10 protein-coding genes are annotated in these 13,627 nt (G+C 39.7%); 4 read left to right on the forward strand and 6 right to left on the reverse strand.

Annotated features, from left to right (window positions below; translation table 11 throughout):
* Positions 1–47: 47 nt before the first annotated feature.
* From fdhF to abc-f, 6 genes are all read right to left on the reverse strand, one after another.
* On the reverse strand, positions 48–2,765 hold the full coding sequence (gene fdhF, locus AC4PHI_RS08545; RefSeq protein WP_492199494.1) for a formate dehydrogenase subunit alpha: 2,718 nt from the start codon (positions 2,763–2,765) through the stop codon (positions 48–50).
* The gene (locus tag AC4PHI_RS08550; protein ID WP_492199495.1) at positions 2,766–4,064 is read right to left on the reverse strand and encodes a complex I 51 kDa subunit family protein; all 1,299 of its coding nucleotides are present in this window, start codon (positions 4,062–4,064) and stop codon (positions 2,766–2,768) included. It abuts the gene before it with no gap.
* 12 nt (positions 4,065–4,076) lie between these two features.
* A complete protein-coding gene (locus AC4PHI_RS08555) occupies positions 4,077–4,565 on the reverse strand; it encodes an NADH-quinone oxidoreductase subunit NuoE family protein (protein ID WP_492199496.1) in 489 nt (162 codons plus the stop codon).
* A gap of 26 nt (positions 4,566–4,591) precedes the next feature.
* Positions 4,592–5,143 (reverse strand): hypothetical protein, encoded by a 552-nt coding sequence (locus AC4PHI_RS08560; RefSeq protein WP_492199497.1) that lies wholly within the window; start codon positions 5,141–5,143, stop codon positions 4,592–4,594.
* Between the two features lie 140 nt (positions 5,144–5,283).
* Positions 5,284–5,853 (reverse strand): molybdenum cofactor guanylyltransferase, encoded by a 570-nt coding sequence (mobA, locus tag AC4PHI_RS08565; RefSeq protein WP_492199498.1) that lies wholly within the window; start codon positions 5,851–5,853, stop codon positions 5,284–5,286.
* 220 nt (positions 5,854–6,073) lie between these two features.
* Complete coding sequence (abc-f, locus tag AC4PHI_RS08570; RefSeq protein WP_492199499.1) at positions 6,074–7,687, reverse strand: ribosomal protection-like ABC-F family protein; 1,614 nt, start codon at positions 7,685–7,687, stop codon at positions 6,074–6,076.
* Positions 7,688–7,938: 251 nt separating this feature from the next.
* Here abc-f and AC4PHI_RS08575 point away from each other — a divergent pair, with 251 nt between their 5' ends.
* The 4 genes from AC4PHI_RS08575 to AC4PHI_RS08590 all read left to right on the forward strand — a co-directional run bounded on the left by AC4PHI_RS08575 (position 7,939) and on the right by AC4PHI_RS08590 (position 13,563).
* Complete coding sequence (locus AC4PHI_RS08575; RefSeq protein ID WP_492199500.1) at positions 7,939–9,012, forward strand: YdcF family protein; 1,074 nt, start codon at positions 7,939–7,941, stop codon at positions 9,010–9,012.
* A 155-nt stretch (positions 9,013–9,167) separates the two neighbouring features.
* Positions 9,168–10,142: an L-lactate dehydrogenase gene (locus AC4PHI_RS08580; protein ID WP_492199501.1), complete on the forward strand. Its 975-nt coding sequence runs from the start codon at positions 9,168–9,170 to the stop codon at positions 10,140–10,142.
* A 202-nt stretch (positions 10,143–10,344) separates the two neighbouring features.
* Positions 10,345–10,815, forward strand: a complete 471-nt coding sequence (locus AC4PHI_RS08585) for an RrF2 family transcriptional regulator (RefSeq protein ID WP_492199502.1) — start codon at positions 10,345–10,347, stop codon at positions 10,813–10,815.
* Positions 10,816–10,854: 39 nt separating this feature from the next.
* Positions 10,855–13,563 (forward strand): YhgE/Pip domain-containing protein, encoded by a 2,709-nt coding sequence (locus AC4PHI_RS08590; protein ID WP_492199503.1) that lies wholly within the window; start codon positions 10,855–10,857, stop codon positions 13,561–13,563.
* Positions 13,564–13,627: the final 64 nt, after the last annotated feature.

Raw genomic sequence — 13,627 nt, forward strand, 5'->3', positions numbered from 1 at the left:
TACTCAATCACCCCCTTTAATCCCCTAAAGATTCGGGCACTTTTCAGTTATACTGGACAAATATCTACAGCACAGACTTTATATTCTGGAATGATGGCTATATCATCAAAAACTGCATTGGTTATCTCATTGACATTGCCGTCTGGAAAATGAAAAGTCATAAACACTTCACTTGGAAAAACCCGGTCACCTACAGCGGCATAGGTTTCAATTTCTCCTCTTCTTGAGCTGACTTTTACTTTGTCTCCTTCTTTGATTCCAAGTCGTTCAGCATCCTGATAATTAATCTCAATATAGGAGCGATTAGAAATCTGATTGATGCCTTCCGTTCTTCCAGTCATTGACCTTGTGTTGTAATGATACAGCATCCGCCCTGTGGACATTAAGTAAGGGTAAGTCTCATCTGGAAGTTCCTTAGCTTCTTTATATGGGATGGCCATAAACAACCCTTTACCCCGGGTGAACTGCCCCACATGCATGATGTAAGTCCCTGGACTGTCGACTGTTGGACACGGCCATTGCAATCCGCCGTCTTCCAGTCTAGCGTAATTGATTCCCCCAAAGGAAGGGACAACCGAAGAGATTTCATCCATGATTTCTTTAGCAGATTCATACTTTATCGGGTAGCCCATTCGAGTCATCACTTCGCAAAAAACTTCAAAGTCTTCCCTTGCTTCCCCTGTCGGCTCGACCGCTTTGCGTACTCGCTGGACTCTTCTTTCCGTATTGGTAAATGTCCCGTCTTTTTCAGCGTAACTGATACCCGGCAAGACCACATCTGCATAAGCCGCTGTTTCTGTCATAAACAATTCCTGTACCACAAGAAAATCAAGATTTTCTAACGCTTCCCGGACATGTCCCGTGTCTGGATCGGTCACGATTGGGTCTTCACCGAAAATATAAATCCCTTTCACTTTTCCTTCAGCCGCTGCCGGCAAGACTTGGGTAGAAGTCATTCCTTTTTCTTGACTGAGAGATACTCCCCATGCTTGTTCGAATTTTTCAATGACTTTTGGATTGTTGACTTTTTGATAGCCCGGAAAATCGTAAGGCATACAGCCCATATCGCAGGCACCTTGAACATTGTTCTGACCTCTTAACGGATTGACACCGCAGCCGGATTTCCCGATTTTTCCGACTAACATGGCGAGATTAGACATACTCATCACGCCTTCAGTTCCAGTGGAGTGCTCCGTGACACCTAAACAATAAATAATCGGTGCTTTTTCTGCTTTGGCGTACATTCTCGCTGCTTGCCTTAAATCATCCGCATCAATGTGACAAATCTCTGCTACTTTTTCAGGTGTATAATCCGCCACCATTTTCTCAAGTGCTTCATAGCCTTCAGTTTTATTTTCTATGAATGACTGATCCATCAGATTTTCTTTTATAATAACGTGCATCATCCCGTTGGCAAAGGCCACATTTGTTCCCGCTTGAATCTGTAAGTGAACGGCACTGTCTTTCACTAAATCTATTTTTCTTGGATCAACCACAACTATTTTCGTTCCCTTTTGTATGGCTTGTCGAATTTGTGCCCCAATGACAGGATGAGCCTCTGTCGGGTTGGAACCAACCAGCAAAATCATATCAACATCCGTAGTAATATCTTCAATGGGATTTGTCATAGCCCCTGAACCTAACGTGTGGGCTAGGCCATGAACAGAAGCAGAATGACAAACTCTGGCACAATTGTCCACATTATTGGTACCGAAAACGGTACGAACCATTTTTTGGAACACATAGTTATCCTCGTTTGTCGCACGGGAGCAAGAAAAACCTGCCAAAGCATTCGCTCCATGCTTTTCTTTCAGCTCGGTAAATTTTTCCGTTATCAGCCCCAATGCTTCTTCCCAAGTCGCTTTTTCAAAAACACCGTTGCGCTTGATTAGTGGATGAGTCAGCCGGTCTTTAGCTCCCACGAATTTATAAGAGGCAAAGCGGCCCTTCACACAAAGCAAATTCTTATTAGCTGCACCATCAGCAGGCTCTACACCAACAAGTTTATTTCCCTTGATAATCAAATCCATCTGACAGCCTGTGCCGCAATGTGGACAGGTAGTCCTAACACGACTGGTTTCCCACTTACGATAGTTCTTGTGATCTTTTTCAGAAAGTGCTCCCGTAGGACAAGCAGCGACACAATTGCCGCATGACTCGCAAATCGACTGATCAAAAGATATTTCATAACTTGGCGTCATTTTTGTGTCAAAGCCACGATTTGCAATGCTCAGCACATCACGACCTTGCCGTAACTGGCAAACTCTGGAACAGCGGCGGCACATGATACATTTTTCCGGATCATAGTTGAAAAAAGGACTTGAGACATCTTCTTGATAACAAGGCATCCTTTTGCCTTCCGTAAAGCTTGTACGTTCGACACCATATTCCATGCAATAATCCTGCAGCTTACAGTCGCCATTTTTCACACATGCAAAACAGTCTATTTTGTGATTACTCAAAAGTAAATCAAGCACGAATCGTCGTGAATCATGGACTCTCTCAGAATCTGTATAGATAACCATATCGTCTTTACATTGAGCAGTACATGCAGTTACCAGTCCGCCTTTGCGTCCGCCTTCAACTTCAACCACACACATGCGGCATGAACCATCTGGAGCCAGTTCTTTTAAATGACACAGCGTAGGAATTTCCAATCCCAATTGACTTGCAGCATTCAAAAGTGTGGTCCCCTTTGCCACGGTAATCGACTGACCATTGATAGTCAGTGTAACAGTGTCTGTCTTAGTAATTACTTCACTCATTTACCAGCTCACCTCCTCTAATTGCCTAACTTCTTCTCCGATTCCCTCATAAAATTCTTCAGGATATAATTTTAAAGCGCTTCTCATTGAAGTAGCAACGGATTGCCCAAGTCCACAAGCAGACAGATGAGTGACATGGGTCATCATTTTTTCTAGACGTTCGATGTCCCCGATTTGTGCACGCTTCTCCTGGAATTTTTTCAATAGTTCCAGCAGACGGGTCGTGCCCAAGCGACAAGGAGTACATTTCCCACATGACTCATGAACAAAAAATTCTGCCACATTGACTAAGTATTCAACGATGCTGACTTGACTATCCATGACGACAACCGCTCCTGACCCAATGGATAAATTTTTATCCCATAACCCTTCGTAGGAATAAATACAGTCTTCTAATTTATCAACTGCACCGATTGGACCAGACTGACCGCCAAAGTGAATAAATTTCAACGGATTGCCGGTAGACGACCCTCCACCATATTTATCTGAATAAATAAGTTCATATAGAGGTGTGCCAAGGTTTACTTCAAAAAGACCGCGATTCTTCACATGCCCGGATAGGCAAACAAGCTTCGTTCCTCCTCCGTCTTCACTTCCCAAATCTTTAAAACTTTGGCCTCCTTCTCTTAAAATAACCGGTATGCCGGCATATGATTCCACATTGTTTACCAAAGTAGGTTTCAAATAAAGTCCCACATCTGCCAAATGAGGCGGTTTCACTCTTGGACGTCCTGTTTTCCCTTCAATGGAGTTCAACAAAGCTGAATTTTCTCCGCAAACATAAGCACCTGCACCGGAAATAATCAGGATTTTAAAGTTGAATCCTTGGATACCTAAGATATTCTCTCCCAAGTAGCCCGCTTCCGTTGCGTTGTCAATGGCTTGTTGAAATACTTTTTGTATCCGGCGATATTCTCCCCGCATATATATGTAGCCCATTTGTGATTTGAATAAGTAGCCGGCAATAAGCATGCCCTCGATGACACTTAAAGGATCTTTTTCTAATAATGCTTTATCTTTAAACGTTCCAGGTTCTCCCTCATCTGCATTGCAGACAATGTACTTTGGCGTTCCTTTGGAGTAATACATATGTCGCCATTTTTTCCCTAAAGGATAAGCGGCTCCTCCACGTCCGCGCAAATGAGCGATGTCCAGTTCATCTAAGATAGTTTCATCGTCCATTTCGATTGCATTTGCCAAGCCTTCAAATCCGTGAAACTCTTTGTATTCTTCCACGTCTACGGCATTTTTCATACGGTATACCCGCTCTAATAAAACCGGTTGATTTCTTTCCAGCATTTTTCTCCCCCTTTATAAATTTTCATAGCAGCCGGCCCGTAAATCATCCAACAGCTTGTAAATAGAGTCTTCTGTCAAATTTCCGAAAACTGTGTCTTTGATTTTAATGACCGGACTGGCATCGCAGGCCCCTACACAAGGAATTTTATTATACATAAACATCCCGTCCTCCGTCGGCTCATCTGCAGGCACACCTAACGCTTTTTCCAAAACATCTAAAACCATTGTCCCGCCAGAAAAATGACAGGGGGTGCTGTTGCAAACTTTCAAAACATATGCGGGCTGAGGTTTGGTTTTTAAAATGGCATAGTAAGTCAAAATCTCATACACTCGCGCCTCAGATAGATGTAGTCTGTCAGCAACGAGTCTGGCTGTTTCCTCGTCAATATAACCGCCTTCTGAACGAAATTGAAGTTCCAGCAAAATATTTAAAATACGTTGGGGATCAGACTCATATTCTAAAATGATTGCTTCTTTTTCTGCTAAATTTAATGAACCCATAAATGCTAGTCTCCTTTATCTAATAATCACGCTAATTGAACTATTTTTTTCTCTATCAATGACTGGATGTCTTTTGATATAAGCGGCTTGTTTAGTACTATATCTGCCCTTTGGATTACATCTGCTGCCGATTTTTTAATTTTTCTCTGATTATCCATCATGATAAACATATCCGGGCGAATTACTTCCCTCAGAGAATTGGATTCGCAGACAAGCAATGCTTCATCAGGAATTTCTGAAATAAACTCTTGAAAGGCTTCTTCCAGACATTTTTGAAAAGCTTTCAACAAATACACTTTCTTGCAGCCAGCCTTCAGCAACTGCATCGTATCCTTGCTTCCTTCAGTTTCCTTCTCCTCAACCAATTCATATCCTTCACTGATGCTTGTACATATACCGCATCCTTTCATTCCTCTCTGGCAAACTCCCCTGGCCCCTCTGATTGTGATGATTTTTAAGCCGTAAATAGGCAGCTGGCTGCTGTAGCGGGAGATGATTTTTTTAGCCATGGTCGTCTTGCCGCTATTTCGTCCTGTGGAACCGATTTGAATAACCAGCGGATAGTCAGATCCTCTCATTTTTTCACCACCTGTTTTCATTTGAATGTACGTTTTTTAATAACTGGCCAAACTTCTCATATCTGTTACCTTACAAAAGAAAATGTAATCGCTACCAACGTTTTTCAAAAAAATAAGGCAGGACATCAAATCTTTTTTACTCAATACCAATCCGAAAGTTCCTCAGGATAATTGATATTTTTAATGACTGAGTTTTGACTGGAAGCAACTGCTTTCAGTGATAATTTTGAAAAATTACTTTTCAGCCGATAATCCCCTTCAAGAAGTTGTTTTTTGAGTATGGGCAGGCAGGTTTTACCATAAAAAGCAAATAGAGGTTCTAGTTGTCCTTCTTGTTCATAAACAACCACATCATAAGCTAACCTGTCAGCAGCCATTTGCTTGATTAAAGCAAAGTCTAACTTTGGCATGTCACAAGCAACCAAGAACAAACTGGCAAATTCACATTTTTCCAGAGCTGTCACCAAGCCTCCCAAAGGACCGCAATCAACGTAATAATCTTCCCAGATAAGACAATCTTTAAATGCTTCGGGAAACTTTTCTCTGTCATCCGTTACCAGCGCTACTTGTTTAAAAATCTGTTGAAACTCTTTGACTGTTTCTAACAAAACATAACTTCCCTTGATTTTTAACAGGGACTTGTCAAACCCCATCCGGGAACTTTTACCGCCGCATAAAATCGCAGCAGTTGCTTCGATTGGCCGATTCAAATCATTCACCCGCTTTATCAAAAAAATGTTATTATAGATTGTTTAAAAGGCATTGCCCTCTATGCTAAAAATTATTTTTCCTACCTAACTTTTATTTATATTATAAACTATCTTATTAACTAGTCAACAACTTTTCCTAAATCTTGGCTATCTTACTTTTTTAAAGAATGATAAATAAACACTCTGCTGAATCGTGTATCATTCAGCAGAGTGCTTTAGATTAATCCGTATTTTTCAATGCTTCTAAAACTTTTTTGAATTCCAGTTCTGTTTTGAGATACTCTTTAGAGCCTGGGATTTGAGTTGACAGCTCTGACATCAGCCGGTCTTTCATGAAGCTCAATCTTGTAAGGTCTGGATTTTTTTTAGGAGCCGCCATTTCACTTTTTGAGATAATTTTTTCATTCTTGATGACTAGTTCACGTGACATGATTTTCTCTCGAAAATATTTATCATGGGATACAAATATCACCGTACCCTTGTATTGACTTAAAACATCTTCCAACTCTTCTCTTGTTGGTATATCCAGATGATTAGTAGGTTCGTCCAAAATCAAAAGATTTTTGTCTGAAAGGATATGACCCAACAATTTTAATTTGGTTCTCTCTCCCATGCTTAAAAGTTTAATTTTCTGATGCCATTGTGATGCTTGAAATCCTAACTGGATAAACATGGTCATAACTATACTTTTTTGGTCCCTTGTAATATTTAAAAAGTCGGCTATGGTTTGTTCCAAGGGCAAGTCGAACACTTCCTGACTTAAATAGCCGATGTTATTACTGCCGGAACGCCATAGTTTACCTTCAAAATCCTCTTTTCCTAAAAGGATATTCAGCAATGTGGTTTTACCGCTGCCGTTTTTTCCCGAAATGGCTACTTTTTCCTTTGACTGGATGGTAAATTCCCCTCCAGTAAAAAGTGTTCTTGAATCAAATTTTTTAGACAAACCTGTCGCAATGAAGACAGCTCCTTTGCGAGAATCATCAGTCTGCAAATCTAGTGTAATTTGAGCCTCTTTTTCAACTTTTTCTACTCCATAAGCATCTAATTTTTTCAATAATCTTTTTTCAGCAGATTTCCGCTGTTTATCCATTCGTTTGGCGGACAAGCGATAATATTCTTTGAATCCCTCTTGTTTTGTCGATTGAGCATGGGCTGAGGCCGACATATCTTCAAGACGTTTCATCTCTTGCTTCACACGTTTTATTTCTTTTTGCTGTTTCTCATAATCTTTTTGCTGAGTTTTCCTTCGATGTTCCCTGACTTCTCTGTATTGACTATAGTTCCCATCATAAGCAATGATTTCTTGGTCTTCAATCGCCCATATTTTCGTTGCCACTTGATCCAAAAAATAGCGGTTATGGGAAACGATTACCACGCTGCCATGGTATTTTTTCACTATGGCTATTAATTCGTCAACACCTTCTTCATCCAGATGATTCGTCGGTTCATCCAGCATCAAAAGAGGTTTGTTTTTACTGATTCCCTGAAATAACCGTTGTTTTAATTTCTCTCCCCCGCTCAAAGTCTGGAATGACTGTTTCGTCTGCCATTTTCTCAATTGATTGGAGAAATTAACTTCTTCGGCTTGAAAAGACTCCACCTCTTGTTCAATCAAAGCGATATCCTCCCCGGCTATCTGCCAGACGATACGCCGATTGCTTTGGTCAGCTTCCATGCTTTTTAAAATATTCAATAGTGTTGTTTTCCCGGCACCATTTCTTCCCACGATACCGATTACATCCCCGGTGTAGATAGCTAAATTATCCCCGCGAAATAAAACATCTGAGTCAGTCTCAGCAACCAAATGATTGATTTTAATTAATTCCATCATCTATAAACCACCTTTCATCGGCGGGAAACAAAAAAACCTCCCGCATTTGGAAGGATTAGTACATAAATAAACAAGACAAAAAGGTCTTATCATTAACATGTCTCATGTAAAAAAATGCATACTAATCCCGTTGTGAAACTTTTATGTCAGGATTAGTTGTACATTTGCTTTACCTCGTGCTTTCGTATGATAAAATAAGTATACGATGTGTCTTATCTTTTGTCAAAAAAACGTTATCAAGGAGAATACTCATGTTCAGCGGAAATTATTTAGTTTATCTGATTGTCTTTATCTTGATTCCTTTTGCCCTTTTTATTTACTGGGCATTGAAAAAATCCACAAGTCTATGGACAGGAGCTTTTTTCCTTTATTCAAGTGCTTCCCTCCTGCTTATGTTTCTCATCTGGCTAGAAAAAATTTCAAAAAACTTGACCTTCATTATCGCAGCAATTTTAGCGTTAGGTCTTTTGCTCTTAGGTACATTGGGTATTTATGCCATGATTATCGCACTTTTTTGGAATGAACGCATACTGTTAAAATTTGAGCGGCCTTCATTTTCTAATTTTTTACCGCTAATCGTTGCTACGATGTTGTTGCTTCTAGCAATCGGAAATATAGTCATGGTGATTTATTTTCCTGACACCTGGTTCATCAAAGTATTTTCTTTTGTAATCAATTTAGCCATTTACTTATCAGCGGTTTTCTTTTTTTACTCTGTTACAAGCGTCATTTATAATCTCATGCCTGTACGGGGAAAAGTTGACTGTATCATTGTGCTGGGAGCCGGGTTGAATAAAGACAAAGTCACACCTCTGCTTGCCGCCAGAATTGATGCCGGAGCCAAATTGTATTTATCCCAGCAGGAAAAAAAAGCCCATACTCCCACGATTATTTTATCCGGGGGTCAAGGAGCCGACGAATTGATTTCAGAAGCTGAAGCAATGGGTAATTACCTCCGGGCAACTTATCCGCAAATCGAGCATGTTTTATTGGAAAAACAGTCCACAAATACTGAAGAAAATTTGCGTTTTTCAGAACTGGTCGCCAGAAATGAAGACCCTGCTGCGGATTTCAGCAAACAAAACATTGTGATCGCCACAAGCAATTACCATTTGCTGCGCGCCGGTAAATTAGCAAAAAAACAAGGAATCAGCGCACAAGGCGTTGGTGCTAAAACACGTCTGTTTTATCTTCCTGCTGCATTTATCAGGGAATACATCGGTTATCTTGTATTTTCGAAAACGAAACATTTGACCGTCATGGGAGGGATTTTTTTACTGACTGTCGGCTTAGATTTGATTCTTCATTTTGTATTTAAAATATAAAAAAATGCCAATAATTCAACTGTAAAAGCTTACATAATTTAGATATATAAATAAAGGCATTTTAAGGCAAATACCCGCTGGAAAAATGGCTTAAAGGCCGTGCAAATGCTATAATTAACGTAGGAAACATTTATAGTTGAAAGGTGGAATTTACTATGACTCAAATCAAAGAACATCAAAAAATTATCTTGGTCGGCAATGGAGCTGTCGGTTCAAGTTACGCTTTTGCTCTAGTTACTCAAAATATTGGACAAGAACTGGGGATTATCGATGTTAATGTGGATAAGGCAGAAGGAGATGCCATCGATTTGTCCCACGCTTTGGCGTTCACTTCGCCAAAACGCATTTATGCAGCAACCTATGACGACTGCCACAATGCAGATTTAGTCGTCATTACTGCAGGAGCTGCACAAAAGCCCGGTGAGACCCGTTTGGACTTAGTTCATAAAAACTTGCGCATTTTCAAAGATATTATTGACAACGTGACACAAAGCGGTTTCAACGGCATCTTTTTGATTGCCTCAAACCCTGTTGACATACTGACCTATGCTGCTTGGAAATTTTCAGGATTTCCTAAAAGCCGGGTAATCGGATCAGGGACCTCTCTTGACTCGGCCCGATTCAGACAAACCATTGCGGAACTGGTCGGTGTAGATGCACGAAATGTTCATGGATACATTTTGGGAGAACACGGGGATACAGAATTTCCAGTCTGGTCTCACGCAAATATCGCCGGTCTGCAAATTTATGAATGGGTAAAAAGTCACCCCGAAGTAGATGAAGAAGAACTCGTTAATATTTTCTTCAATGTTCGAGATGCTGCCTATACCATCATCAATAAAAAAGGGGCCACTTTCTATGGTATTGCAGTCGCCTTGGCAAGAATCACTAGAGCCATCCTTGATGATGAAAATTCTATCTTCCCCCTCTCTGTTTATCTAGATGGTGAATATGATCAGGAGGACGTATACATCGGTGCTCCCGCAGTTATCAACCGCCAAGGAGTCAAAGACATTATCGAAATACCTTTGACCGATGCAGAGAAAGAAAAAATGGAGCTTTCAGCCAATACCTTGAAAGAAGTATTGCATGATGCCTTTGAAAAGTTTGATAAGGAAAATCAAAAATAAACAGCTAACTAAAAAAATTACAAAAAAGGAGCAAAATCCGAAGATTTTGTTCCTTTTTTATTGTAAGAATTTTCGTATGATCCATTAATTAAAAAAAATAAGTTCAACGAGTTGCATTATAGATAAAAAAAGTCTATAATGCAATTTGATTATAGATAAAAAAAGTCGATAATAAGATTTTGGTAAAGGAGTTGAGAACAAAATGAAATTAACCCACGCTACAGAACAAGCTGTTGCAGTGATGGCAATGTTGGCTACACAAAAACCTGATGTCTATTTGTCTTCAGATGCTATTTATAAAAAACTTGATGTATCGAAAAGTTATGTTCAAAAACTGTTGCGCAAGCTGGTGGTTGCAAATATCATCGAGGGCGTCACAGGATCAAACGGCGGCTTTTATATCAACCGTCCGCTGACAGACATTTCATTATATGAAGTGGTCTCTGCCATCGAAGGCGAGTTCAAATCTTTTTCCGGACAAAACGTATTGTCTCAGGCTTTTTCCGGTTTCAATCCACGAGCTCGTGAAGGACATCAAGTCATCGCTGACTATTTTTCCCAAGCTGATGAATACTGGATCCAATATTTAAAAAATATTACAATTGGAGAAATCATGCGTGATGTTTTCTCTGAAGAACAAGAAATTCCCCAGCATGACTGGAATCTTGAATAATGACAATTTAGCAAACTGTATAATTAAGGAATGATTAATATGAAAAAGGTAATCGAACTATATCGGCAAGACTGGAAAAGAGTTTTTCAAAATAGACTGACTTTACTATTAGTTCTTGCGCTGATGATTCTCCCCTCACTGTACGCATGGTTCAATATTGCAGCGCTTTGGGACCCGTATTCCAACACTAAAGATATCAAAGTAGCGATATTTTCAGAAGATCAGACTGCAACTGTTCTTGACAAAGAGGTCAATATTGGAGATAAAATCATTGAAAATTTACAGGAAAACGACACATTAGACTGGCAATTTGTCTCTTCAAAAAAAGAGTTGGATCGCGGCGTAAAAAATGGAAAGTATTATGCTGGTATCGTCATGCCGCCTGACTTTTCTGCCAACCTTGTCAGCTTTGTGACCGGAGATATTAAAAAACCCGAAATAGAATATTCAGTCAATGAGAAAATCAACGCCATCGCTCCTAAAATCACTGATAAAGGTGCTGCCACTATTCAGAGTACCATCACGACAGAATTCATTGATACAGTCAGCCAGACCGTTTTTAAAGCAATGAATCAAGTAGGATACGATATTGATTCCCATTTGGTTTCTATCAATAAAGTAGCAGATAAGTTACTGTATGTGGATGAACACTTAGACGATATCGACAACTATACCAAGGAAATTACTGCCCTAAATAAAAAAATGCCCGAATACAAAGAAAAATTGGCGCAAGCAGGAGAACTGAAAGCCTATTTGCCGGAGGTTGACCGACTGGGACAAAAAGTGATCAAATTAAATGAAAATCAGGAACAAATTGAAAAAGCGGGTCAAATGTTTCTCACTCTTCAGAAAAAAATACCAGAAATAGAAAATGCCGGACGTCAGCTTAAAATGGTTGATGATGATTTTGATGACATCATAACTACTTTGAATCAAGCTGTGGCGCAAGCAGAAAATGGCTTGATTATAATTAAAGATACTCAAGATATGCTGCCGGAAATCAGCCAATTTGTCAATCAAGCAAATCAGACGCTGCCAGTGATTCAGGATGATGTAGACAAAGTTCAAGAAGCATTGCCGCAAGTTGCCGCTGGTGTCAGCACGAGTTTACAAATTGTCCTCGTCGTCAGTCAGGATGTCGTTAGAGTGACCGATGATTTATTAAACTTTATTGATATCAATGAATGGACACCTGAGCAAAAAGAAGAGATTAAACAACTGCTAAATGCCTTGAATGAAAAATTAGTGCGCCAAGATAGTGTTATAACTGCTTTAATCAATGTCTTATCCGATTTGCAGGAACTTTCTGGAAATCAAAATTTACAAACTTTTATTGACCATTTAAATAGCTTGAGGGGAATTGGACAATCTCTCCAACAAACAGTTGTCTATCTCCACGATCACATTGATTCCTTAGATAGTGGAGAAATCAAGCAAAAATTGCTGGAAATTCAAAGTTTTGCAAGTCAGCTGAATCAGACTCTCTCACAAATCAACGTGTCCCAATTGGAACAGCATATTGCTGAATTACTGAAAGATGTCTCTTCACTTCTAGATACTGCCAGTCACATCACAGGACAAATCATTGATAAGGATTTGATAGACTCTCTGGACAGTTTGTTGAACAACACCACTAAAATTATTGAAGATGCCCTAGAATTTTTCGAGGAATATCAACAAGAACTCCCATTGATCAAGCAAGAAATTCATGATGCAAATTTACTGCTTAATAATAATATGGCACTGGTTACTAAAGGGATTAATACTGGTGTCGCGCTCTATCAAAAAGACTATCCCGAATTAAAGAAAAAACTTGCCTTGGGAGCCAATTTTTTTGAAAATGATTGGCCCGAGGTGGAAAATGAACTGGTAGGTACAATTGACACCATCAATCGCAAGATGCCCCAAATAGAAGAAGCTTTAAAGTTAACAACAGAATTTATCGAAGATGATTGGCCTGACGTGAAAAATGGTCTGCATAAAGCCGCAGGACTTGTCAGAAAAGGTGAGCAAGATGTTGACTTGAGTCAATTGATTGCTTTGCTTAAAAAAGATGCAGCCGAAGAAAGTGATTTTTTGGCCGAACCTGTTGTTTTAAAACAACATTCCGTCTATCCGGTTCCTAACTACGGATCAGCCAGTGCACCCTTTTATACTGCACTTAGTCTATGGGTGGGAGCTGTGCTGTTTTCCAGCATCGCTACAACAGATGTTTACTTAGAAAAAAATCAGAAACATAAATTTAGTGCCAGGGCACAATTCTTTGCCCGAATGCTGACTTTTCTGACAGTAGGGTTATATCAAGCACTTATTGTCAGTATCGGGAACATATTGTTATTAAAAACTTATGTGGTCAATCCTATCTGGAGTGTGCTATTTGCTGTTTTAGTCGGACTCGTCTTCACGACCCTAGTTTATGTGCTGGTGGGACTATTCGGCAATATCGGTAAAGGAATGGCGGTCATTATTCTCGTCCTGTCTATTTCCGGCGGCGGGGGTAATTTCCCGATTGAAATGTCTGGGCCGTTCTTTAAAATGATCCACCCTCTACTCCCTTTCACTTATGCCGTCAATTTACTCAGGGAATCAACAGGGGGTATCTATTGGCCTAATGCCAGTCGAGATATTGGCGTGTTAATCTTGTTCGCTCTTGTTTTTACTATCGCAAGCTATTTCTTACTGCCGCTCTTAAAAACATTTATGAAAAAATTAAATCAGCAATTAAAAGAGGGGCATCTATTGCATTAAAAAATTTTAAGATAAAAAAGGAACAAAATCCGAAGATTTTGTTCCTTCTTATTTTTGCTAAGTT

It is taken from the genome of Vagococcus sp. QWL-13 (assembly GCF_058683555.1).

Excerpts from the sequence above, each read along its gene's own strand:
- abc-f (WP_492199499.1), bottom strand. The coding sequence starts at position 7,687 with ATGATGGAATTAATTAAAATCAATCATTTGGTTGCTGAGACTGACTCA.
- AC4PHI_RS08575 (WP_492199500.1), top strand. The coding sequence starts at position 7,939 with ATGTTCAGCGGAAATTATTTAGTTTATCTGATTGTCTTTATCTTGATT.
- AC4PHI_RS08550 (WP_492199495.1), bottom strand. The coding sequence starts at position 4,064 with ATGCTGGAAAGAAATCAACCGGTTTTATTAGAGCGGGTATACCGTATG.
- fdhF (WP_492199494.1), bottom strand. The coding sequence starts at position 2,765 with ATGAGTGAAGTAATTACTAAGACAGACACTGTTACACTGACTATCAAT.
- AC4PHI_RS08560 (WP_492199497.1), bottom strand. The coding sequence starts at position 5,143 with ATGAGAGGATCTGACTATCCGCTGGTTATTCAAATCGGTTCCACAGGA.
- AC4PHI_RS08590 (WP_492199503.1), top strand. The coding sequence starts at position 10,855 with ATGAAAAAGGTAATCGAACTATATCGGCAAGACTGGAAAAGAGTTTTT.
- AC4PHI_RS08555 (WP_492199496.1), bottom strand. The coding sequence starts at position 4,565 with ATGGGTTCATTAAATTTAGCAGAAAAAGAAGCAATCATTTTAGAATAT.
- AC4PHI_RS08585 (WP_492199502.1), top strand. The coding sequence starts at position 10,345 with ATGAAATTAACCCACGCTACAGAACAAGCTGTTGCAGTGATGGCAATG.
- AC4PHI_RS08580 (WP_492199501.1), top strand. The coding sequence starts at position 9,168 with ATGACTCAAATCAAAGAACATCAAAAAATTATCTTGGTCGGCAATGGA.